The organism is Chryseobacterium sp. HNCC26DJ241 (assembly GCF_057180505.1).
Genome location: NZ_JBXUGL010000014.1, coordinates 1 through 24,281, shown reverse-complemented (window position 1 = coordinate 24,281; position 24,281 = coordinate 1). Strand labels below are relative to the sequence as shown.

21 protein-coding genes are annotated in these 24,281 nt (G+C 33.8%); 17 read left to right on the top strand and 4 right to left on the bottom strand.

Annotated elements, in window-relative coordinates:
• Positions 1 to 33 precede the first annotated feature (33 nt).
• The 6 genes from AC2A1C_RS08410 to dnaE all read left to right on the top strand — a co-directional run bounded on the left by AC2A1C_RS08410 (position 34) and on the right by dnaE (position 7,334).
• The gene (locus AC2A1C_RS08410; RefSeq protein ID WP_484025222.1) at positions 34 to 489 is read left to right on the top strand and encodes a DUF1569 domain-containing protein; all 456 of its coding nucleotides are present in this window, start codon (positions 34 to 36) and stop codon (positions 487 to 489) included.
• Between the two features lie 11 nt (positions 490 to 500).
• Positions 501 to 983 carry a hypothetical protein gene (locus tag AC2A1C_RS08405; protein WP_484025221.1) on the top strand — a complete coding sequence of 161 codons (483 nt, stop codon included), beginning with the start codon at positions 501 to 503 and terminating at the stop codon, positions 981 to 983.
• 80 nt (positions 984 to 1,063) lie between these two features.
• Positions 1,064 to 1,435: a VOC family protein gene (locus tag AC2A1C_RS08400; protein ID WP_484025313.1), complete on the top strand. Its 372-nt coding sequence runs from the start codon at positions 1,064 to 1,066 to the stop codon at positions 1,433 to 1,435.
• An 89-nt stretch (positions 1,436 to 1,524) separates the two neighbouring features.
• Positions 1,525 to 1,971 carry a VOC family protein gene (locus AC2A1C_RS08395; RefSeq protein ID WP_484025220.1) on the top strand — a complete coding sequence of 149 codons (447 nt, stop codon included), beginning with the start codon at positions 1,525 to 1,527 and terminating at the stop codon, positions 1,969 to 1,971.
• Between the two features lie 72 nt (positions 1,972 to 2,043).
• Positions 2,044 to 2,460 carry a DUF1801 domain-containing protein gene (locus AC2A1C_RS08390; RefSeq protein ID WP_484025219.1) on the top strand — a complete coding sequence of 139 codons (417 nt, stop codon included), beginning with the start codon at positions 2,044 to 2,046 and terminating at the stop codon, positions 2,458 to 2,460.
• A 218-nt stretch (positions 2,461 to 2,678) separates the two neighbouring features.
• Positions 2,679 to 7,334: a DNA polymerase III subunit alpha gene (gene dnaE / locus AC2A1C_RS08385; RefSeq protein WP_484025217.1), complete on the top strand. Its 4,656-nt coding sequence runs from the start codon at positions 2,679 to 2,681 to the stop codon at positions 7,332 to 7,334.
• A gap of 65 nt (positions 7,335 to 7,399) precedes the next feature.
• Here the strand turns inward: dnaE and AC2A1C_RS08380 are convergent, their stop codons facing one another.
• Together AC2A1C_RS08380 and proS are read right to left on the bottom strand one after the other, a co-directional pair.
• Positions 7,400 to 8,695, bottom strand: a complete 1,296-nt coding sequence (locus AC2A1C_RS08380) for a DUF937 domain-containing protein (protein WP_484025215.1) — start codon at positions 8,693 to 8,695, stop codon at positions 7,400 to 7,402.
• Positions 8,696 to 8,838: 143 nt separating this feature from the next.
• Positions 8,839 to 10,314: a proline--tRNA ligase gene (gene proS / locus AC2A1C_RS08375; RefSeq protein ID WP_484025213.1), complete on the bottom strand. Its 1,476-nt coding sequence runs from the start codon at positions 10,312 to 10,314 to the stop codon at positions 8,839 to 8,841.
• A gap of 143 nt (positions 10,315 to 10,457) precedes the next feature.
• Here proS and AC2A1C_RS08370 point away from each other — a divergent pair, with 143 nt between their 5' ends.
• Both AC2A1C_RS08370 and AC2A1C_RS08365 read left to right on the top strand, forming a co-directional pair.
• A complete protein-coding gene (locus AC2A1C_RS08370; protein WP_484025211.1) occupies positions 10,458 to 11,504 on the top strand; it encodes a prolyl-tRNA synthetase in 1,047 nt (348 codons plus the stop codon).
• A gap of 18 nt (positions 11,505 to 11,522) precedes the next feature.
• The gene (locus AC2A1C_RS08365; protein WP_484025209.1) at positions 11,523 to 12,932 is read left to right on the top strand and encodes an OmpP1/FadL family transporter; all 1,410 of its coding nucleotides are present in this window, start codon (positions 11,523 to 11,525) and stop codon (positions 12,930 to 12,932) included.
• Between the two features lie 58 nt (positions 12,933 to 12,990).
• Here AC2A1C_RS08365 and AC2A1C_RS08360 read toward each other — a convergent pair whose 3' ends face one another.
• A complete protein-coding gene (locus AC2A1C_RS08360) occupies positions 12,991 to 13,680 on the bottom strand; it encodes a ZIP family metal transporter (RefSeq protein ID WP_484025207.1) in 690 nt (229 codons plus the stop codon).
• A gap of 14 nt (positions 13,681 to 13,694) precedes the next feature.
• Complete coding sequence (locus AC2A1C_RS08355) at positions 13,695 to 14,426, bottom strand: class I SAM-dependent methyltransferase (RefSeq protein ID WP_484025205.1); 732 nt, start codon at positions 14,424 to 14,426, stop codon at positions 13,695 to 13,697.
• Positions 14,427 to 14,715: 289 nt separating this feature from the next.
• Here AC2A1C_RS08355 and AC2A1C_RS08350 point away from each other — a divergent pair, with 289 nt between their 5' ends.
• The 9 genes from AC2A1C_RS08350 (at position 14,716) to AC2A1C_RS08310 (ending at position 24,248) form a co-directional block, all read left to right on the top strand.
• Positions 14,716 to 15,870, top strand: coding sequence for a THUMP domain-containing class I SAM-dependent RNA methyltransferase (locus AC2A1C_RS08350; RefSeq protein WP_484025203.1), 1,155 nt, complete (start codon positions 14,716 to 14,718; stop codon positions 15,868 to 15,870).
• Positions 15,871 to 15,994: 124 nt separating this feature from the next.
• Positions 15,995 to 16,663, top strand: coding sequence for a hypothetical protein (locus tag AC2A1C_RS08345; RefSeq protein ID WP_484025201.1), 669 nt, complete (start codon positions 15,995 to 15,997; stop codon positions 16,661 to 16,663).
• A gap of 2 nt (positions 16,664 to 16,665) precedes the next feature.
• On the top strand, positions 16,666 to 17,790 hold the full coding sequence (locus AC2A1C_RS08340) for a hypothetical protein (RefSeq protein WP_484025199.1): 1,125 nt from the start codon (positions 16,666 to 16,668) through the stop codon (positions 17,788 to 17,790).
• Between the two features lie 31 nt (positions 17,791 to 17,821).
• Entirely contained in the window at positions 17,822 to 19,636 is a 1,815-nt protein-coding gene (locus AC2A1C_RS08335) for an OmpA family protein (protein ID WP_484025197.1), read from the top strand.
• Positions 19,637 to 19,687: 51 nt separating this feature from the next.
• On the top strand, positions 19,688 to 20,458 hold the full coding sequence (locus AC2A1C_RS08330) for an ABC transporter permease (RefSeq protein WP_484025195.1): 771 nt from the start codon (positions 19,688 to 19,690) through the stop codon (positions 20,456 to 20,458).
• Between the two features lie 3 nt (positions 20,459 to 20,461).
• Complete coding sequence (locus AC2A1C_RS08325) at positions 20,462 to 21,292, top strand: ATP-binding cassette domain-containing protein (RefSeq protein ID WP_484025193.1); 831 nt, start codon at positions 20,462 to 20,464, stop codon at positions 21,290 to 21,292.
• Between the two features lie 12 nt (positions 21,293 to 21,304).
• Positions 21,305 to 22,822: an AAA family ATPase gene (locus AC2A1C_RS08320; RefSeq protein ID WP_484025191.1), complete on the top strand. Its 1,518-nt coding sequence runs from the start codon at positions 21,305 to 21,307 to the stop codon at positions 22,820 to 22,822.
• A gap of 12 nt (positions 22,823 to 22,834) precedes the next feature.
• Entirely contained in the window at positions 22,835 to 23,236 is a 402-nt protein-coding gene (locus AC2A1C_RS08315) for a branched-chain amino acid ABC transporter substrate-binding protein (protein WP_484025189.1), read from the top strand.
• Between the two features lie 4 nt (positions 23,237 to 23,240).
• Positions 23,241 to 24,248, top strand: a complete 1,008-nt coding sequence (locus AC2A1C_RS08310) for a glycosyltransferase family 2 protein (RefSeq protein WP_484025187.1) — start codon at positions 23,241 to 23,243, stop codon at positions 24,246 to 24,248.
• Positions 24,249 to 24,281 lie beyond the last annotated feature (33 nt).

The window sequence follows — 24,281 nt, the reverse complement described above, 5'->3', positions numbered from 1 at the left end:
AAAAAATTAAATTTGTTCATTAAAAAAATTTCGATGGAAAACATATTCGATGCAAAAACTGCCCAGAATTATATTGATAGAATTCATCATCTAACACCGGAAACCCAAGGAAAATGGGGGAAAATGACAGTAGACCAAATGTTGGCGCACTGCAACGTATCGTATGAACTTACTTTTGAACCTGAAAAACATAAAAAACCGGGTGCAATTGCAAGGTTTATCCTTAAAAGTTTTGTGAAGAAAAAAGTAGTTGGCGAAGTTCCGTATAAACAGAATTTGCCTACTGGTCCACAATTCATAATTCCTGCAAGAAAAAATTTTGAAGAAGAAAAGAAAAGATTGATCGGTTTTATCCAAAAAACGCAACAATTGGGAGCAGACGCATTTGAAGGAAAGGAAAATTCTTCATTCGGAAAACTTACTTCTCAGGAATGGAATAATATGTTTGCAAAACACCTTAATCATCATCTCGCACAATTCGGAGTTTAAATATAACAGATATGAAAAAGCTTTTTTTACTTTTTATTCTGATTTCTTCATTTGCTTTTTCTCAGATGCCGAATATTTCAAAAATTTGGCTGAATCAGGGAAAACCGTATATTGGTACTATTGGAAATGATGTAGATAAAAATGTTTTGAAGATGAAGATCAGTACTTCTGAGCAGGACAAAAAAAACGATCAGGAATATTTCATTTCCGGAACTTCTTTGGTGGAAAAATCGGTTGCCAATTTTGAAGGGAAGATAAAAATTACAAAATACAAGGACGGTAAAAAAAGTGGAACTGTTTTCGGAGAATATGAGATTGTAGAAGAACCAAAAGGAAAGCATTCCGGTACTTTTACAGGAAAATTTATTTATACATTCAAATGGAATAGAAAAACGGAACAGGTTGAAAATCAATACATAGAATTTATTGGAGACTGGAAAAGCTATGACGGAAATTTACAATACAGAACAAATTGGAAAAATATAGCACAATGAAAAAACTGATTCTTTTTCTTCTCGTTTTGCCGGTTGTAGCTTTTGCTCAGAATATTCAGCCACAAAACAAAAATAAGGATATGAAATTAGGTGTATTTTCAGTGAGTTTGAACGTAAAGGATTTGCAAAAATCGAAGGAATTTTATGAAAAATTAGGGTTTTCCCAAATGGGAGGAGATATGAAGCAAAACTATCTCATCATGAAAAACGGAACTACCATAATTGGTCTTTTTCAAGGAATGTTTGAAGGAAATATTCTGACATTTAATCCGGGTTGGGATGAAAACGCAAAAGAAGTAAATCCTTTCACCGATGTCCGTGAAATTCAGCAAAATTTAAAAAAAGAAGGAATTGCATTGGACAAACAAGCCGATGAAAAAACCAAAGGTCCGGAATACATTATGTTGAAAGATCCGGATGGAAATTCAATTCTTATCGACCAGCATAGATAGTTTTTTATATTCATCAACTATCAAGAAAAAATATTCTGCATCGAAGATTCTGAAAAAAAAGATTATATCAATAAATTAAACTAAAAATTATGGCAACAGTAAATATTTACTTAACATTCAACGGAAATTGTAGAGAAGCATTTGATTTTTACAAATCAGTTTTCGGAGGAGAATATCCGTATATCGGAACTTTCGGAGAAATGCCTCCAATGGAAGGAAACGAAACTACAGAAGAAGACAAAGACAAAATTATGCATGTCTCTCTTCCTATTTCTAACGAAACCGTATTAATGGGAAGTGATACAGGAGGAGCATGGGCTTCACATTATAAAGAAGGAAACAATTTTTCAATTTCTGTAAATACCGAATCTAAGGAAGAAGCAGATAAATTATTTTCAGGACTTTCTACAGGAGGACAAGTAACAATGCCTCTTCAAGATACTTTCTGGGGAGCATATTTCGGAATGTTTACGGATAAATTTGGAATTAATTGGATGGTAAACTACGATGATCCTTCTAAAATGCAACAAAACTAAAATTTAAATACTATAAAAACTGTTCGAGATTCGGACAGTTTTTTTATTTTTAGATTTTCTAAAAATGCTGAAATGTCACAAAATAAAACGATTAAAACAGAAGCAAGTGTAGAAGATTTCATCCGCAATTCTGATCCCAAAAAAATAGACGACAGTTTCAAGTTGGTGCAGATCATGGAAAAAATTTCCGGTGAAAAGGCCAAAATGTGGGGATCTTCCATTATAGGTTTTGGAAGCTACCATTACCAATATGAAAGTGGGAGAGAAGGAGATATGTGCAGAATAGGTTTTTCGCCGAGAAAAGATAAATTTTCTTTATATGTATTGAGTTGTAATGATGAAAAAGATGAGGAAATACTTTTGAAATTAGGTAAAATTAAAAGAGGAGCTTCTTGTATTTATTTCAAAAAATTGGAAGACTTAAACTTGGATGTTTTGCATCAGCTTATCAAAATTTCTTTGCAAAACACAAAGAAAAAATGGGGTTGATCTTTTTTTGAATTCAGAATTGGAAGTATATTTTCATTTTTCGCAAAAGCAAATATACATACACTCAGTAAAATCAGGAATATATTAGGATTTGCAGTAACATAATCACTATTGTTCTTATCAAAAAAATTGCGGTTCTAATGAAGTTGCAGAAGTATTCTCCAAGACGGAAGAACTCACTATATTTGTACTATCTTTTATACTAAATTTTTTCTTGAATGTTTTTAGTTTTTGATACGGAAACCACTGGGTTACCAGTGAATTTCAATGCCCCGCTTTCAGATTCCGACAATTGGCCTAGAATGGTGCAAATTGCATGGCAGCTGCATGATGAAGAAGGGAATCTTGTGGAAAATCAGGATTATATTATCAAGCCGGAAGGTTATGATATTCCGTTCAATGCTTCCAGAATTCATGGGATTACTACAAAATTGGCCAATGAAGAAGGTCGGGATTTGCAGGAAGTTTTGGAAGAATTTAATGAAGTATTGAAGAGAGCAAAATTCGGAGTCGGGCAAAATGTAGAATTCGATTATAATATCATTGGTGCCGAATTTTTCAGGAAAAATATAGAAAACAATCTTCAGCAACTTCCGAAAGCCGACACTATGATTTTCGGAACGGATTTTTGTGCGATTCCTTCAGGAAAGGGAAGATTCAAACCTCCAAAACTGGAAGAAATCTACGAAAAACTTTACGGCGAAAAATTCGATGAAGCTCACAATGCTGCTGCGGACGTAAATGCAACGGCTCAGGTTTTTTTCGAACTTTTGAGAAGAGATGTCATTGCAGCAAAAGACCTAAAACTTGAGGAGTCATTTATCCAAAATTTTAAAGCTAAAAACCCGAATCCGATTCAACCTTTCGGAATTATTATCCGAAGACAGGTTGCTGCTTCAAAGCATAAAAAGAAAACCGATTTTGGAGATGTTGCCGAAATTGAAATCGGAGATTATTTCCATTTCCACAATCACAGTATTTTCTCTTCATTACAATCGTCTACAGATATTTCGGAACTTGTGAAAAAAGCTCTTTCAGAAAATTTTTCTGCGGTCGGACTTGTAGATTTGGGAAATATGATGGGTGCTTTCAAATTTGTTTCCGAAGTAGAAAAAGCAAATGGAAACATCAAAAAAGAATACCAAAACTGGCTTGAAAATAAACAAAAAGCTGAAGAGGAAAACACTCCATTTAACGAAAATGAACCTCGTAAAAAGGAACTGATTCCGGTTCTTGGCTGCGAATTTTACATTTCAGATCGTCCGGAACAAAAGCAATTTACCAAAGACGATCCTGATAGAAGAACGAATGTCGTTCTTTTAGCTAAAAATTTCAATGGGTACAGAAATCTTGCAAAACTTTCCAGTTTAGGATTTTTGCATGGGTTTTATTTCGGAGTTCCCAGAATTTCCAGACAGATGATTGCGGAATATAAGGAAGACTTAATTGCTCTCACAGCTGGAACAAGCGGAGATATTCCCAATACTATTCTTGAATTCGGAGAACAGAAAGGTGAGGAATTATTCAAATGGTGGAAAGATACTTTTGGAGAAGATTTTTATGTTCAGATCCAAAATCATAATATAGATGAAGAAGAGCATATCAATGATGTTCTGCTGGAGTTTGCGGATAAATACGACGTTAAAATTTTAGCCCAAAACGAAACCTATTATACTGGAAAATCGGATGCTAATATTCAGGATATTTTATTCTGTATCAAAGATGGAGAAAAATTGTCTTCGCCAATTGGTAAAGGTTTTGGAAAAAGAAGAGGTTTGCCAACTCAGGAATTTTACATTAAAAATTCGGAGGAACTAAAGCAGACATTCAGAAATTATCCTGATGCTTTTGAAGCGTATACCGAATTTTTAGGAAAATTTGAACCGTATACTTTAAAACGTGATGTTTTGCTTCCTGCTTTTGAAATTCCCGAAGAATTTCAAAGCGAAGAAGATCTGAAAGATGGAGGAAAACGTGGAGAAAATACCTATTTGAGATATCTTACGTATGAAGGTGCGGCAAAAAAATATAAAGAAATTACAGATGAAATTCGGGAACGCTTGGATTTTGAGCTGGAAATTATTGCAAAAACAGGTTATCCCGGTTATTTCCTGATTGTTCAGGATTTTTGTAATGAAGCTCGGAATATGGGAGTTTGGGTGGGTCCCGGTCGTGGTTCTGCAGCTGGTTCTGCAGTTGCATATTGTATCGGAATCACCAATGTAGATCCTATTGAATATGACCTCCTTTTTGAGAGATTTCTGAATCCGGAACGTATTTCCATGCCTGATATTGATATTGATTTTGATGATGAAGGTCGGGACAGAATTATCAAATGGGTAATCGACAAATACGGAAAAATGAATGTCGCCCAAATTATTACCTATTCCGTTCTCGGTGGAAAATCGGCAATTAAAGATGCAGGAAGAGTTTTGGATGTTCCCATTCCGGAAACCAATAATATTGCAAAACTGGTTCCTTCCACTCCGGGAATGAACATTGCCAAAGCATTTGCAAAATTTGAAAAACTCGCTCCTGAAGATAAAATGCTTGCGGAAGAAATGAAAGCTATTCTGGAAAATCCGAATGACGGAAGATATCCGGTTCTTTCTTCGGCTCAGAAAATGGAAGGATGTATTAGAAATACAGGAATTCACGCTTGTGGTGTAATTATCACTCCGGAAGATATTTCCAATCTGGTTCCGATTACTACGGCTGCAAAAGATGCGGATATTCTGGTTTCCCAATTCGATAATTCGGTTGCGGAAAGTGCAGGTTTGCTAAAAATGGATTTTCTTGGTTTACGGACTTTGACGATCATCAAACACGCCATTAAATTAATTAAAGATCGTCACGGAATTGATATTGATCCGGATCAAATTCCATTGGATGACGAAAATACATACAAACTTTTTCAGGAAGGACGAACAGTAGGGATTTTCCAATACGAAAGTCCGGGAATGCAAAAATATATGCGTGAACTGAAACCTACGGTTTTTGCCGATCTTATTGCCATGAATGCTTTATACAGGCCGGGTCCTATAAAGTACATTCCGAATTTCATTAATCGTAAACATGGAGTGGAAGAAATCGTTTATGATCTTCCTGAGACTGAAGAATATTTAAAGGAAACTTACGGAATCACAGTATATCAGGAACAGGTAATGCTTCTTTCACAAAAATTGGCAAATTTTACGAAAGGTGAAGCCGATACTTTGAGAAAAGCGATGGGGAAAAAGCAGATCGATGTTCTGAATAAAATGTACCCGAAATTCATTGAAGGTGGTAGAAAAAATAATCTGAACGAAGAAAAATTAGAAAAAATCTGGAATGACTGGAAAGCGTTTGCCGAATATGCTTTCAATAAATCTCACTCTACCTGTTATGCTTATATTGCGTATCAAACTGCGTATCTGAAAGCCAATTACCCTGCCGAATATATGGCAAGTGTGATGAGTAACAACATCAACAATACCAAGCAAATCACTATGTTTATGGAAGATTGTAAAAATATGGGAGTGGATGTTTTAGGTCCTGATGTGAACGAAAGTCAGTACGAATTTGCGGTGAATGAAAAAGGACAAATTCGTTTTGGTTTGGGAGCAATCAAAGGAATTGGAGAAGGCCCGAGTGAAGCTATAGTATATGTACGAAAGCAACAAAAATTCAGCAATATTTTTGATTTTTTTGAGAGGATTCCTTCCGGTCAGATCAATAAAAGGGTAGTGGAAAGTTTGGTGGTTGCAGGTGCTTTTGATGAAGTAGATCAGTATCACAGAGCTCAGTATTTTGATATTGATAATACGGGAAGAACAAACATTGAAAAACTTTTGCGCTACGGACAGAGTTTTCAAGATACTAAAAACGAAGTAGAAAACTCACTTTTTGCTGATTTTGCCGATGAAGTGAAAATTGAACCACCAAAAATAAATCCTGCTCCGGAATGGCCGAATATGTATAAACTCAATAAAGAGAAAGAAATTATCGGATTCTACCTTTCTGCACATCCTTTGGATGAATTTAAATATCAGTATAGATTTTTGCAAGGAGCATTAAGCAGGAAAGAAATTCTGGAAGGAAATAAAGAAGAATTTCCTGAAACTGAAAAAGTAATTCTTCCTTTGGAAAATTCTGATGATAAAGATGTTGATGATGATTTGGTGGATATTCCGTCTGATGTTTTAGCGGATTCTGAAGAGGAAATTTTAGTGGAAGAAATTACCAAAAAAGCAGAGCCAAAAGGAAGTTTCGGATTCCTGAATCTGGATGAGGTGGAAGCATTCCGAGATATTGCTTTTCAGGGAGAACAACCGGAATTGTTTAATAATGATAAACTTTCTTGGAAAGAAAAACAGGCACTTCGTGATAAGGGAAAAGAATACATGGTTGCAGGTTTAGTTACGGAATATTCGGTTCGTGATGGGAAAAACAGTGGCGAAAAAATAGCTTTTGTTACCATGGAAGATTATAGTGGAAGTTGTAGTTTTCGATTGGGAGACCGAGATTATATGAAATTTCGTGATCGTATTGATATTCAGAGGTTTTTAATTTTTAAAATAAAATTTGTTCAGGTTTCGGATGGGCGAGTTTTTATTAATGTTTCTGATGTTATTGATCTGAAAGATGCTTTTGAAAAATTTGCACGAAGCATCACTGTTGTCATGGATGTAAATGATCTGCGGAAAGATGATCTGGAATTTTTCAAAGAAAATCTCTTTCAGCCGGAAGGAAAACAAAAACTGAGTTTCTTTGTGAAAAATCCTGAAGACGGAAGCCACATTGAACTATATTCTATGAAAAGTTTCGTAGACTTGAATGGGAATTTAATGGAAGTCTTTAATCAGACTCAGAAATATGAGGTTTTCCTGAATTGATAGGAGAAGCATAAAAAACAAAGGTCGCCTTTTTGAGACGACCTTTTTTGTTTTTTTATTTGTAATTATTTTGCAAATCTTACAGACATTTTTCTATCAGCAGCTCTTTCAGAATCAGAGGCTTCTTTAGGAACTTTTGCAAATTTGCTTCCATATCCTTCAGCTCCAAGAACCTGAGCGCCAACTCCTTTATCAGTAAGCCATTTTTTTATGAAATCAGCTCTTCCTTTTGATAGTTTTACATTGGCAGCTTCATCGCCGGTTTTATCAGTGTAGCCACCTATTTTGATTTTTGCATCTGGGAAAGCCTTTAGAATAGCTAACAGATTTTCTAACTGACCTTGAGATCCGGCTTCCAATTCTGTAGCAGATCCCGTTTTAAAATTCACATGGTCAAAATCATACCAGATATCTTTAAGAGCAGCATCATCTTTTGCATTTTTATAACCATCAGATTTTAGGAAAGCAATCATTTTGTCTTCCATTCCACCTTTGTAGCCTTTAAGAGCAGTACCATTCAGGTCTATATTTTCATCTACTTTTTTAGTAGTTGCAGTTGCAGCTGAATCTTGAGGCACTGCAGCAGAATCTTGGACAACCATAGTTGAATCGGTAGTTCCGGAAGTTGTAGTCACTTCTTTTTTCTGACATTGCTTCCATAAAAACCATCCTGCTAATAATAAAAGTAATAATGGCAACAACCATTTCCAAATAGAACCACCACCATCATCGTCATTATTTCTATCTGTATTTACATGAGTAGTACCACCTCTGTTTACATCCACTTTTGGCTCGTCATAAGAAGAGACGGTTACTTTTTCCGATTCTACATGAGGAGTAGCCGCTCCAAACCAATTTCCAAACCCTAAAGATGCTAAAGAAAGACCAGCAGGTAATAAAGATGAAAGTACTCCTTTTTGTTCTGAAAGCAAGTTGGAAACTCCGGAAGCTCCCAAATTGTTATCTGTTGAATATTTTCCGAGAATACCTAATGCAGCTCCGGTAACTAAATTCAACAAGGAATTGGAAGAAGTATTGCTGATTCCTGCATAACTTGAAACTGCATTTACCAAACTTCCGATTTTATCTCCAAAAATAGCTGAAAGTACAGCGGTAATTAAAGAATTGTTAGAAGAATTTCCTAATAAATTAGATAATAAACCGCTATTACTTGCTGTTGTAACAGCATCTATAACAGTAGGGTTGTCAGAGTTATTGGCTAAACCACCTACAATAGCCGGCAAAAATCCGCTAATTGCTTTTGAAATCCCTGATTCACTTTCTCCTAATTGAGAAGCTGCCTGAGAAACAAGTGCAGAACCAAGCTGCCCTTTGATCAGATCAATAATGTTTAATGACATAATAGTTTATTTAAAAAGTTAGATAAACAAATATACCAATTTTGGTATGCAATGAAAATAATAATGAAAATTTTATTAAAATTTGCGGTTTATTTATTAAATTTTAAATAATGCTATTTTTTTATACCATTAAAAAGTCTTTTTTAATAGGCTTTCGCGAATATCACTCTCTGTTTTGATGGTTTTCCGGAAATCAAGGAAATCCCTTCTTCCATTTCATTATTCAATGGGATACAACGGATGGTTGCTTTTGTTTCATCCTTTATTTGTTCTTCTTCTTCAGCTGTACCGTCCCAATGTGCAGAAATAAAACCTCCTTTTTCTTCTAAAACTTTTTTAAATTCTTCATAAGAATCTACTTTGGTAATATTTTCTTCACGGAATGAAAGAGCTTTGTTGAAAATGGATTTCTGAATAGTCTGAAGCAATTCTTCAATATAAATATCTAAATTTTCAAGAGGTTTTACTTCTTTGGAGAGATTATCTCGTCTTGCAATCTCTACCGATTTATTTTCTAAATCTTTTGGTCCGATTGCAATTCTTACAGGAACGCCCTTCAGTTCATATTCTGCGAATTTCCAGCCTGGTTTGTTTTCAGTTCTGTTATCATATTTTACCGAAATTCCTTTTGCTTTTAATTTTGCCTGAATATCAAATGCAACATCATTAATTTGTTTTAATTGCTCTTCTCCTTTGAAAATAGGAACAATAACAACCTGAATTGGAGCTAAAGTTGGAGGAAGAACCAAACCGAAATCATCAGAATGTGCCATAATAAGAGCTCCCATCAATCTTGTGGAAACACCCCAAGAAGTTGCCCAAGCGTATTCTATTTTTCCTTCTTTATTGGTAAATTTTACATCAAAAGCCTCTGCAAAATTTTGCCCTAAAAAGTGCGATGTTCCTGCCTGTAATGCTTTTCCATCTTGCATCATTGCTTCGATACAATAGGTTTCATCTGCTCCTGCAAATCTTTCACTTGGTGTTTTAATTCCCTTAATTACAGGTACAGCCATGAAATTTTCTGCAAAATCAGCATATACATTCAGCATTTTTTCAGTTTCTTCCAATGCTTCTTCTTTTGTTGCGTGTGCAGTATGACCTTCTTGCCACAAAAATTCAGCGGTTCTTAAAAATAAACGCGTTCTCATTTCCCAACGCACAACATTCGCCCATTGGTTGATAAGGATTGGAAGATCTCTATAAGATTGAATCCAATTTTTGTAAGTATTCCAGATAATTGCTTCAGAAGTTGGACGAACGATAAGTTCTTCTTCCAGCTTTGCTTCCGGATCTACAATTAATTTTTTTGGATTTTCCGGATCTGTTTTTAGACGATAATGGGTAACTACGGCACATTCTTTAGCAAAACCTTCTGCATTTTTTTCTTCTGCTTCAAACAGGCTTTTGGGTACAAATAAAGGAAAGTAAGCATTTTCATGTCCGGTTTCCTTAAATTTTTTGTCCAACTCGTCACGCATCTTTTCCCAAATTGCATAGCCGTATGGTTTTATTACCATACATCCGCGAACTCCGGAGTTTTCAGCCAAATCTGCCTTCACTACGAGTTCATTGTACCACTTGCTGTAATCTTCAGATCTTGAAGTAAGTTTTGCCATTATTTTTTATATTTAATTTAACTTTTTGAAAATTATTTTATCTAAAACAAAAAGAGTATTTTTACCTGAATTTTACCTTTAAAATTGGTATAATTTTGGTATAGTTTGCAAATATAATTTAAATAAAATTTTAAACCTTCATTATGAAAAAAAATATACATAAAAAAATCTTTGAAATGCTAAAATCTAAAGGAATTTTAGCCATTTCTGTTGGTTTGCTTGCCGTTTCTTGCGGAATTCAACCGGGAGCATATAGTGAAACAGATGGAGTATACTATGATCCTAATAAAGATACACTTCCTGAAGGTGTGGATATGTATGGCGGTGGAAATAGAGTAGGAGAATATTACAATTATCAGGATTCTGCTTATGTAGAGCCAGACCAGGAAGATATTGTATATGACCGTTACAAAAATTGGAATGGTAATAATAATTCACAAAATCAATATTCGGATTGGGGAAGTTATGCAGGATCCGAAACCAACTATTATGATTGGGGATGGAATTATCCTTATGGATTGTATTCCGGATTTGGAGGATGGGGATTTGGTTCCGGTTGGGGAGTAGGATTTGGATGGAGTGGCTATTACAGTCCGTATTGGTATAATCCATATTGGGATTTTGGATGGAATTCACCTTGGGGATGGTATGGATATAATCCTTACTGGTATGGTGGTTATAATCCTTATTGGTATGGAGGTTATAATCCATATTGGGGAAATAATGGGTATTATCCTTATCATTATCACAACGGATATAACTCATACAATGCTCCAGGTTTCATCAATAGAAGAAGTGGCGCAACAGGAGGGTTTGGAAGAAATTTTGGTAAAATACAGAATTCTGGCTTCAGATCAGGAAATACCAGAGTAGGAAATATTCCAAGAACAAATACCAATGGTACAAGAACTGGAACACAAGGTACATTAAATAACGGAGGTCGTTATAGAAGTATGTCACAACCTAGAAATAATAACAATCCTCGAAATTATAATACACCGAATCCACGTCCGAATAATAATTATAGAAATGATAATGGAGGTTATACACCTTCAAATTCCGGAAGTAATAGTGGCGGTTTCAGATCAGGAAATGGAGGTGGTGGTTTCAGATCTTCAGGAAGTAGTGGAGGTTTTAATTCCGGAAATTCTGGAGGAGGTTCAAGATCAGGAGGAGGTTTCAGAAGGTAAAATTAATTACATTTAAAAATGATAAAAAAGACTTTAGTAGTTTTGAGTATTTCTGCTGCTTATTTTGCGCAGGCTCAAAATATATCCACAATTAAAAATACAGTAGAAATATATTCCAATTCATCGCTCAATGGTTCTTCTAAATATCAGGGAATGGCTAGATCAATGGGAGCTTTAGGTGGAGATTTTTCAACAATGAATTCCAATCCTGCGGGAATCGGAGTGAGTATTGCAAATGATTTTTCAGCTACTTTAAGTGTTGAAAGTAATAAAAATGCTTCTAGCTATGCCGGAAAAACCATAGATTATAAAATCAATAATACTGATTTGGGAAATATCGGCGGTGTAGCTGTATTTGGGGTTGGCGAATCCTCTCCTTGGAAATTTGTAAATATTGGAGTAAACTATTCTTCTCAGTCTATTGAAAATTATGTAGAAACTCCGGAAAATAATAATCTGGTTTACGGAATTGAAGACGAAAATGGAGACCCAGTTGATAATCTTACCTTTAAAGGTCATGCATACAACCGTTATGGTCATTTGTCCAAAACAAGTATTGGTCTCGGAGCAAACTATGATAATAAAGTTTATGTAGGAGCGGGGATAAATATACATTCCGCAAATATTGACCAATATGATACTGCTGCTTTTGCATCGGAAACTTTTGGAACAACGGATACCTATGAGAAACAAGATACTCCTTTTTCAGAATCTTCAAGAGGATTTTCAGCTTCTGTTGGAGTTATAGGAAAAGTAAATCAAAATTTTAGATTAGGTGCTGCAATTGAGACTCCAACTTGGTGGGATATATCCAGAGCTTACAATTTTTATGGAGATTCTGAGTTTGGAGATGGTGTAGGTAATGAAGATCGTAGACTTACAACGCCTATGAAAGCTACTCTAAGTGCAGCTTTTGTTGCCAATAAAAATTTTGCTATTAATGTGGATTATAGTTTAGGCATTACAAAACCTAAATACAAAGTATATGGACCAGCAGAAACAGAATTGAATAATTTCTTTAAAGATAATTATAAAAATCTATCTGAAGTAAAAGTGGGTGCAGAATACAGAATTTCAGATTTCCGATTGAGAGGAGGTTACGGATTTGCTTCAAATCCATTCAACTCAATGTCAGTGAGTTCACTTACAGATAGCGGAAATACGGAAAATAGATCATATAACAATCTTTTCCTTGGAAAAAGAAATACTTTAGCTTTCGGTTTAGGATATGATTTTAAATCTTTTTATGTTGATGCAGCGTATCAAAATATAAAATCAGAATACAGCAATCCTTTCTTACAAGGTTCAGCTGATTACAATTCAGGGTATTTTTCACCTGATTATATCGTAGAATCGGATGCGTCAATCGTATCGAAAGTGAAAAACACACGAGATAATTTCTTTATTACGCTGGGCTGGAAATTCTAATTCAGCGCATAGAGTAATGAGTGATTAATAGAGGCTCCGGAGAAATCCGGAGTTTTTTTTAATCATTATGGAAAAAATGACTTACAACTGCAAGAAGAACACCTGTAATTACAAGAACAATTTTTGTCCAGTCCATTTTGTGATTTTTATTGCTTTCAAAAATAATTACGGATGAAATGTGAAGAAAAATTCCACCGACAATTGCGAGGAAATAAGATTGTAAATTTGGATCAAAATATTTTCCTAAAACCATTCCTAAAGGCGAAGAAAGAGCAAATAAAACGACAATAAGAATTGCAGGAAACGTAGTTTTATGCTTGAACAAAAATACCCCTAAAACAAATGAAATTGGAAGATTGTGAAATAAAATTCCCAACAAATAAGGTGAAAAAATCTGTTTTTCATTAGCAAGAGGAATTCCTTCAATAAAAGCATGGATAAACATTCCCGTCATTAAAGCAAGTGGCAGAATATTTTGATTTTCATGTTCATAATGGAAGTGACCGTGTTCAAAACCTTTGGTAAGATTTTCCAAAAACATCTGCAAAAGAACACCACCAATTACAAAAAGTCCAATACTTTTTTTTTCTCCGGAATACACTTCAGGAAAAACTTCATTTACACAAATAGTGATGAGAAAACCAGCACTTAAAACCAAAAGATTTTTAGCAAATTTTTCTTTGTTTCCGAAATATTTTCCAAGAAAAACTCCTGCAATCACACTCACTACAAGTAAAAAAATAATCATACTTAAATTTTGAATTATAAATACTTGATTTTAAAAAGATTGATGCATCTTGTGGATGTTTCTTCATCAAAATTATTCAACTGATAATCTCCCCAAATTTTCACTCTTTCAAAACCGGCTTCTTCGGCGTATTGCTTTATTTTTTCTGGAGTGTGTAGTTTTACCTTTTCAAAGAAATGAAAATCTTGTCCATTATGTTTGAAATCAATTTTTTTGATGATATAATTATTTTCAATTTTTTTATTAATCTGAAAAATAATACCATCTTTAATTACCGAAGAATTTTGCATTAGATTTTTTCGGATAAAATTCTGGTTCAGATAGTCCAAAACAAAATAGCCGTCGTATTTCAAAATATCGGCAACAGAGCGAAAAACCTCACGATCTTCTTCTTCACTTTCAAAATATCCAAAACTTGTAAATAGATTGAAAACGGCATCCACTTTTTTTCCTTCAATAGGTTTTCGCATATCATGGACGTGAAATTTCAATGTTTCATTTTCGAACTGCTTGTTATGCTCTATACTTTTTTTAGAAAGATCAAGTCCTAAAACATCATACCCGAGTTTGTTCAGGAAAACAGAATGTCTTCCCTTTCCGCAAGCCAGATCTATAATTTTTGAGTTTTTGGGAAGTTTCAGCACTGTTGTTAGTTTTGAAATAAAATCTTCGGCTTCCCTAAAGTCGTGATTTTGATAAAGTATATGATAATAAGGTGTGTCAAACCAAGTTTCGAACCAATCCATTTTGCAAAAATAACTAAATTTGTGCGGTTAGAGGCAAACTGCCTTAAACATTAAAGCATTTAAAGATTTAATTTATTGAAATATTGGTTTCTTCTTTATTTTTAATTGTTGAAACGTTAAATTGTTAAAACGTTAAATTGTTAAATCGTTAAATCGTTAAATCGTTAAATCGTTGAAACGTTAAATTGTTAAATTGTTAAATTGTTGAATCTTTAAATTTTTAAATCGTTGAATCTTTAAATCTTTAAATCTTTATAATTTTTAAATCATAAAATCTTTTAATAAAAAAATGAACACAGAAAACCTATCCATACAGATCAAAACTTTTTTCGGACTGGAAGAAATTTTAGCTAATGAAATCAAAAAACTTGGAGGCAAAAATGTGGAAATTAAAAACCGTGCCGTGAATTGTGAAGGAGATCTGGGTTTTCTGTATAAAATCAATTATTCTGCAAGAACAGCGTTGAAAATTCTCGTTCCCGTTCTTGAATTCAAAGCGTTTAACGAGCATAAATTTTACGAAAAATTGTCCCGATTTCCTTGGGAAGATTATCTGAATCTCGATCAGACTTTTGCAATTGATGCCACTGTAAACTCAGAACGTTTCAAGCATTCACAATTTATGACCCTGAAAATGAAAGATGCAATTGTGGATTATTTTCAGTATAAATTCCGAAAACGTCCTGATATTGACACCAAAAATCCGGATATTAAATTCCATTTGCATATTGATCGCGAATTGGTCACCATTTCTTTAGATTCTTCGGGAGATCCTTTGTTTAAACGTGGATACAGAAAAGAACAAGGTGAAGCTCCGATTAATGAAGTTTTGGCTTCCGGAATGCTGCAAATTGCAAATTGGGACGGAAAAGGAAATTTTCTGGATCCGATGTGCGGAAGCGGAACCTTATTAATAGAAGCCGCAATGATTGCGATGGATCTTCCGGCTCAGATTTTCAGAAAGAAATTTGCGTTCCAAAACTGGAGAAATTATGATGAAGAATTATTCAAAAAAATTAAAGAATTCCGAATCAATAGGGTAAAAGAATTTGATGGAAAAATCATAGGCTACGATATTGATCCCAAAATGCTTTCCATTGCAAAAAAGAATATAGAATCTGCCGAAATGGAAGACGTGATCGAAGTGAGAAAGCAAAATTTCTTTGATTCCAAAAAAGAGCTTTTTCCGTTACTGATGGTTTTCAATCCACCTTACGATGAAAGAATTTCGATAAATCAGGAAGATTTTTACAAAAAAATAGGCGATACCTTCAAACAAAACTATCCGAATACTTTAGCATGGCTCATTTCCTCCGATCTGGAAGCTGTAAAGAAAATCGGGCTTCGTCCTTCCAGAAAGATAAAATTATTCAACGGAAAGCTGGAAACACGTTTTTTACAATATGAAATGTATGAAGGAACGAAGAAAAATAAAGATCAGTAAAGTGTATTTATGATATTCATAAAATACATTATAGTTCTTTCCACTAAAAAACATTTTTATTAAATTAGTAACCTTTAGGATAATCGTTCGTATAATAAGTAGAAAACAAAATATTTAATAAATAATGGGCAAAGAAAATTTTAGTTGGAAAAGCCTTTTTATCAATGAAAATGATGAAAAAGAACAAGCACAATCATCAGTACAAAATACATCTTCAGAACCACAGAATGATAATAGATTTCCAAATTCTACAGCTTCTACTACTATAAACACCAGTAATAATCCTTTTATTGGTGAGATTTTAGAAGTCTACGAAAAAGGATTTGAGGGTCTTAACAATGAAGGGTTTGATTTTTTTGAATTGTATAAATCTGTGACAGCTGTTGGTGTCAATAATCCGCAAAGCTATCAAATGGCTTTTGCTATGGGAAAATCATTGAGACCGGAAATAAGCAAACAATTCCTTCTGGATAAATCACAATATTACATTTCTGAAATTGAAAAGGTATATCAGAACTATGATGTTATCGGAAATTCTAAGCAAAAAGAACTGAACAATGATATTGTAGCCAAGAAGAATAATCTCAGTAAACAAATAGCCGATTTGCAAAGTCAAATTTCAAAATTGCAAAGTGATTTGCAGGCTAAAAGTATGGAACTGGAAAGAATTGATATAGACAATAAACAGGCTTTCCTGGAAATCCAACAAAAAATAGAAGCCAATAACTTAGCAAAACAAAAATTATTAGAATCAATCAATACCGTTGTTGCAGGTATTAATCAATATTTATAAAAATGGATACAAAATTCGAACAAGAAAAAACAGCTTTATCAGAATTACCTATACTAAAACATTTCGACGAATCTAAAGGTGAAATAGCTCTTAGTAAAGATACTTTAAAAAAAGGTGAAAAAGGACTTTTTTATGCTCTTTTAGCAGGATTATTAGGAGTTGGAGGATATCTGGTCTGGACTTTTATAATCCCACCATTATTCACAATGTTAGGACAAGCGATTGCGCTTTCGGCAACAGCTGTATTTCTAGTATTTTTGGTAATGATGTACCCTGTGATAATGAAAGGACTACGATTTCTTACCCGAAATATTCACAGAGCGTTAATACAAAGCAATCCTTTTAATGAACTGGAAGAGCAAAAGCAGAAAATGCTCAAAAACCGTGAAATTTTCAAAAGTACAAAAGCAAAACTAAAAGGCTTAAAAAATGAAATGGAAATTGAAGCGGCTAAATCTGAAAAAGAAGCGAAAGATTTTCAAGAACAGGTTTTAAGTCTTCAAAGACAATCGGAAAGACTAAAATCTGCAATGGATGAAATGGTGAAACAACACGGAATTGCAGCCAAAGATACAGATGAATATGTAGCCTTACAAAGCGAATTAGCAAAGAAATTAAGCGATTCTCAACGGGTTTCTAACCAATATGAGCAAAGCAAAAACTTTATACAAAAATATGGAGTTCGTGCCAATGTTTTAGGAAAAATGGATCGTAAACTTACTCTTGCAGGAACGGCCATAGATATAAAAATTGCTGATTTTGATACTACGGTTACCATGTTGAGAAAAGAATATGAATTTGCTAAAAATGCGAAAGCTGCTACAGAATCTGCAAAAAGCGCCATGATGTTTACCAAGGATTGGGAACTTGAGTATGCACTGGAAGTAGTAACATCTACCATTGCGCAAGATATTGCCAGAACATCTGAAAATCTGATTGATATAGATGCTCTCACCTCTCAATATTCTGTAGACAATGATGAATTGTATACAAAACTCGATACTTTGGCAGATAAAATAAAAACCGGAGATAACGTGATTCCGGACTCTACAAAGTATACAAGTCCGAACTATAAAATGTCTAAAGAAGACAAAATCAATGCAGGTGGTTTCGGTAATATTTTCTAATAATTTAAAACATTAAAAAACAAACTATAAAATGGGAAAAATTTTAAAAATTAATAAACTGACTACGCTTTCAGAATTATTAATTGTAATTGTGGGAATCGGTGCTGTTTTAGGCTCAATTTATGCCTTATCTCCCGGTTTGAAGACGGCTGTTTCTAAACAGCTTAACGGAATGGATCTTAATAAAACTGATGTAAATAACGTAACGAATGCTGAAAAAATAGAACTTCCTTCAAAGGATCTATCTACAGAAGTTTCAGGGAAACCATTAGTAAGGATTGCAGGGTATGCTTGGAATGCACAATCCGGAATTATTGCATCAAACGGTGGTCCGAAAACCACAAAAGGATCTTTGATGGAAAAAAATGGAGTAAATCTTGAAATTATCCGTCAAGACTGGTTATCAGAGCTTAGAAATATGCAGATGAAATTTATTGAAGATTTTGATAAAGGTGAGGCTTTTCCATCTTCAGACAAAAGTGCTTTTGCAGTAATGATAATGGGTGATGGTGCTCCTTTCTACATTAGTTCTGCTCAGAAAGCATTAGACGAAAAATATGGTAAAGACAAATATCATCTTCAAGTAATGGGAGCAGTTGGTATGAGTTATGGGGAAGATAAATTGATAGGATCTCGAAACTGGAAAACAGATCCTAAATCTATGAAAGGAGCTGTAATTTCTGCGGTTTTGGGAGACGGAGACTGGGTAACAACTGTTAATTATTGTTTTGCAAACGGTTTGAAAGTAAATCCGGATCCTGCAACGTATGATGCTGATGCTGTAAATATCTATCCGTCTGAAAATGATGATTATATGAAATCTGCGGAAGAATTGATAAAATCTCAAACAACAGGTTGGACAGTTAGTTTAAAAGAAGTTTACAACGGAAAACTTACAGGAAAAACAGTCTCTAAAAAAATTGATGGTTGTGCTACTTGGACTCCGGGAGACAAACAAGTTTTTGATAAACTTTCCGGTTTTGTGGATATTGTTTCTACAAAAGAATTTAACAATCAAATGCCTGCAGTTTTAATTGGTGTGAAAGAATGGGCAACCAAAAACCCTGAAATTGTTTCTAATATTCTAAAATCGGCTCTTACAGCTTCTAACCAAATGAAAAATTATGAAGACTGGAAAGTAAGAGCTTCTGAAGCTGTTGCAGAAACATACAAGTTAGAAACTCCGGAATATTGGTATAAAATGTTTAAAGGACAACAAGGATCTAAAAACGGACTTACTTACAATATGGGTGGTTCTAAAGTATTCAATTATGCAGATGCTATGCAATATTTTGGTATGTCAGATGGAGTGAACAGATACAAATCGGTTTACAATCAGGTTTCAGGATATTTAACGGAGCTTAATCCATTTGGATTTAATGAAAATGTAGGAAAAGTAACTCCTTATGAAGATGCTGTAAATTTATTCTTCCTGAAAAATATTAATGATATTGAATCTACATCAGCGGATCATGCAGATTACAGCAAACAATCTACTGAAGTTATGGCTTCCGGAGAATGGAAAATTAATTTTAATTCCGGTAGTGCATCTATTCAGAATAATTCTACTAGTGATTTGGAAAAAATTTATAACCTGCTTATTCAGGCTGAAAATTCTAAACTTACTATTGTAGGTCACACAGATAATGTTGGTAATGCAGACAAAAATCTCACTTTATCCAAAGATAGAGCACAAGCTGTAGTAGATTATTTGAAGAAAAAAGGAGTTCCGGAATCCCGTTTCCAACTTATTGACGGAAAAGGATCTAATGAACCTGTTTCTGATAATACTTCTGAAGCCGGAAAAGCACAGAACAGAAGAGTAGTAATAACGTTCTTAAAATAATATACAATAAATAAAATACAGGCTGCTTTCGTAAGCAGCCTTTTTTCAGTTATGCTAAAATTAGTAACCCCTTTCGAAAATGTATCAAAAACTACCAAAACTATTATTTTGGTTGGTTGGATTGTCGTATTATTTGTATTGTGGTTTGTGATCACAATGGGAGAAAAACATTTGTTTCCTTCACCGGCTCAGGTTTTAAAAGGATTTGAAGAACTTTATAAAGAAGGATTGGTTGTGCATATTTTCAATTCTTTGAAGCTGTGTTTTATTTCAATTATTTTGGCGGTTATTTTATCTATGTTATTTGCCTACAGTTGGCCATTACCATTGTTGAAACCAATCTCAGAATTTGTTACGAAACTAAGATTTTTGCCATTTACAGGATTGTCTTTTTATATTACAATGGTCATTCATGATGCCAGAAATATGCAGGTTTGGATCTTGGTAATATTTTTAACGACCTTTCTTACTACATCACTTATTTCGGTAATTTCTGCTATTCCGCAAGAAGAATTCGATCATGCAAAAAGTTTAAAATGTTCCCGATTTGAAGTGCTTTGGCAGGTAATCGTTTTAGGCAGAATAGATTATGTGATAGATGTTATCAGACAAAATCTTGCAATCACTTGGATGATGTTGGTTACAGTGGAATCAATTGTTGTGGCTTCCGGAGGATTAGGATTTTTAATTAAAAATTCAGATAAATTTATGAATCATGGAAGAATCATTGCTTTGCAGATCATTATTTTGCTTATTGGTTTATTTTTAGACTGGTTCATCAATTTTTTAAGAAAAGCTCTTTTCAGATATTCAAAAATATAAACTATGGAATTTCATTTTGAAGAAACGTTATTGTATATAGAAAATTTAAGTGTTGCTTATGACAAAGACGTTGTTATAAAAGACATTAGCATTATAGAAAAAAATGTAGTAAGACCCTCTGTAGAAAATACAGGGCAGATTATTGCCATAGTTGGAAGATCGGGAAGAGGAAAATCCACTTTTTTTAAAGCACTTACAGGTTTGGTTTCCCCTAAAACCGGAAAAATTATGATTAAAGATTTTACCAAAAACGAAATAGATGCTGCTAAAAATGTGGAAGAAGGAGATATAGGTTTCGTAGATCAAAAATATACTCTTTTCAGGCATAAAACTGTGAAGCAGGCTTTTGAATATGCTTTGAGAAAAACAAATTTGTCTAAAGAAGAGAAAAGTAAAAAAATACAGGAATACGCAGTAAAATGGGGAATAGAAGGTTGTATGGATAAATATCCGAATGAACTTTCCGGTGGGCAAAGACAAAGAACAGCCATTATTGAGCAGCTTTTTTCTTCAGACAGGTATATAGTTTTGGATGAACCATTTTCTGGATTAGATGTCGGAAATATCGAAGAGGTAAAAAAAACATTTAATATGCTGAGTGATGAATCGGAGCATAACACTATTATGTTTTCTACACATGATATAAAACTAGCGATAGAAATTGCACAATCTATTTATGTTATTGGTCATCCTGTTGTGGATGGAGCCAAAAAAAATTATGGAACCATAATTGCAAAATACGATCTGAGAGAAATGGGACTCGCCTGGAAAGAATATGGAGATAAGCATAGAGAATTATACAAAGAGATTGTACTGCAAATGATGAATTCTTAAAACTAATGTATTGTGAAAAATTTTGATCCATTTTTGGTTTTTGAAAATTCTGTAAATTCTCTCAGAAATTTCATCAGTGATGAGCTATTAAACGACAGCAAGGAAATCATCACAAAAGATTTTTTTAAAAATATCGAAAAAGAAAACCTAAAGCTATTGCAATTGTGCAAATCATTGAATAGTGATGCACAATTTATTCAGCATGTCAATAAAAAATTGAATATTTCAGAAGACATTCTTTACAAAGCTGAACATATTTTTCTTTCGGATAGTATATATTTATACAAACAGTATAAAAGTTCGGATACGGCTACTGCAAAATTTGTTTTGGCGTATTATTACGATGTATTGCGAAACGATCATTTTGCTTCCGAACAAGATTTGCCCAAACTCAACCAATTGATTCAGGCAAAAGATTTTGAAGCAGTTATTGATAATATTATTCAGAAAAATCAGCTCCAAAATAATGGTGGAATTATACTTTCATCACTTAAAGAACTGAAAAATCCGAATTTTTCTGCAATGGAAGAGCATTTCAGGAATTTTGCAACTTTTGCCACATTGGAAAATGTAGAACTAAAAGTAGAAGAAGCCAATCCGGTTGAAAACAAACCTGAACAGCAAAATAACGCCATTTCTTTTCTTCCCGAAAACGATACGCTGGAAAAAGCAATGGATGAGCTGAACGGACTTGTTGGTCTCGAAAAAGTAAAAAAAGATATTACTGAACTGATTAATCTTTTGGAAATTCAGAAGAAAAGAGAAGCAGAAGGTTTGAAAAATATTGATATTGCTTTGCATACCGTATTTTTAGGACCTCCCGGAACAGGAAAAACCTCAGTGGCAAGACTTTTGGGAAGAATTTTTAAACATTTAGGATATTTATCCAAAGGACAATTATACGAAACGGATAGAGAAGGATTGATAGCAGGATATGTTGGGCAAACCGCCATAAAAACCGATAAAGTGTTGGACGAAAGTATTGGTGGTGTACTTTTTGTGGACGAAGCCTATTCACTTTCTCAGAATCAGATTAATGATTTTGGTGCAGAAGCGGTGAATACCATTATAAAAAGAATGGAAGACAACCGAGACGATTTGGCAGTAGTTGTGGCAGGATATATGAAGCCTATGGAATATTTTATAGATTCTAATCCGGGTTTACGTTCCCGATTCAACCGTTATTTTTATTTTGAACATTTTACCAGTGATCAGTTGGTTTTAATTTTTGAAAATTTTTGCAAAAAATCAGATTTTGTACCATCGGAAGATGCTGTAGAAAAATTGAAAGATATATTTTCCTCAATTGATGGGATAAAAACAGAAAGTTTTGGTAATGCAAGAGTAGTGCGGAATATTTTTGAAAAATCGGTACAAAATCAGGCAAATCGTTTGATCCATTGGTCTGCTCCAAAGAATGAATTTCTCCGAACTATTCATGCAGAAGATATCCCAAATCCTGAAGAAGTTTTAAAAACAATTGAGGTGAAAGAGGAAGAGGAAAATGAGGAAGAAAGCAATGAAAATTAGAAAATAAAAATTATGAATTTTGATTTTTTTGATGGTTTAGATTTTTTTTTGAATTTATTGAGTTTGGGATCTTCTTCAGATTCAACTTCTTTTGAGTCTGACAAAAAAAATAAACGACCAAAAGAATTTAAATATATTGTAGAGAAGATAAGTGGTTTTTTAATACTATTGGCAATCATTTTTTTATTAATTACTTTTGGTGATCCGTTGCCAAAAGAAAATTTTACTTTAACTATAATAGTTTGCTCATTAATAGGACTTTTTATATCATTTTTAATTTTTTTTGCTCTTTATCATTCGAGATTATTTTATTTTAAAAATGTTTTTAAATTTTTACTTTTTAGTATTTCTCTCATTTTATTTTCGGTAGCATCTGTTTTGTATTTTTATTTTAAATCCAACATATTTATATAGAATTTTGAATCCAACCATTTCCATTATTATCGCCATTTTCAATCGAAAAGACGAACTTTTCGAACTCTTGCAGTCGTTTTCTTTTCAGACGGATAAAGAATTTGAGATCATTATTGTAGATGATGGCTCTCAAATAGATTTAAAACCAACCATCGAAGTTTTCAAAGAAAATCTGGAAATTCAATATTTTAGAAAAGAAAATTCCGGTCCCGGATTGACACGGAATTACGGAGCAAGAAGTGCCAAAAATGACTGGTTGGTCTTTGTGGATTCGGATGTGATTGTGGAGAAAGGCTATATCGAAAATATTAAAAAAAATATTCTTACTACATCTTGTGATGCATTTGGTGGTGCAGATAAAGCGCATAAAGGTTTTAACATTATCCAGAAAGCGATTTCTTATTCCATGACTTCGGTTTTTACAACGGGCGGAATTCGGGGTAGTAAAAAAGCGGTTACAAAATTTCAGCCGAGAAGTTTCAACATGGGAGTCCGAAAATCGGCTTTTGAAAAAGTAGGCGGTTTTTCCAATATGCGGATCGGCGAAGATCCAGACTTGTCCATGACACTTTGGGAAAACGGTTTCAAAACAGCTTTTTTTGAAAATATTGGAGTCTATCACAAGCGTCGTGTAGATTTCGGAAAATTCTCAAAACAAGTCTATCAGTTCGGTTGTGCAAGACCTATTCTTAATCAGCGACATCCCGATTATGTAAAGATTTCCTTTGCATTTCCGTCATTATTTATGATAGGATATATTCTCGGATTTGCAGAATATTTTGCATTCCACAAAGGATTTATTTTGGTGATCTTTGGATTGTACACTTTTCTCGTATTTTTCCATGCGCTTTATAAAACCCGCAACATCAGCATTGCTTCCATGGCAATTATGGCGACGTATATCCAGATGTTTTCGTACGGATATGGCTTTCTGAAATCGTGGATTTTGCTCAATATTTTCAGGACGAAACCGGAAGAAGCATTTCCTACGCATTTTTATAAAAACGAATAATTAACGTGAACTCGATGTAACAAAAAAATAAGC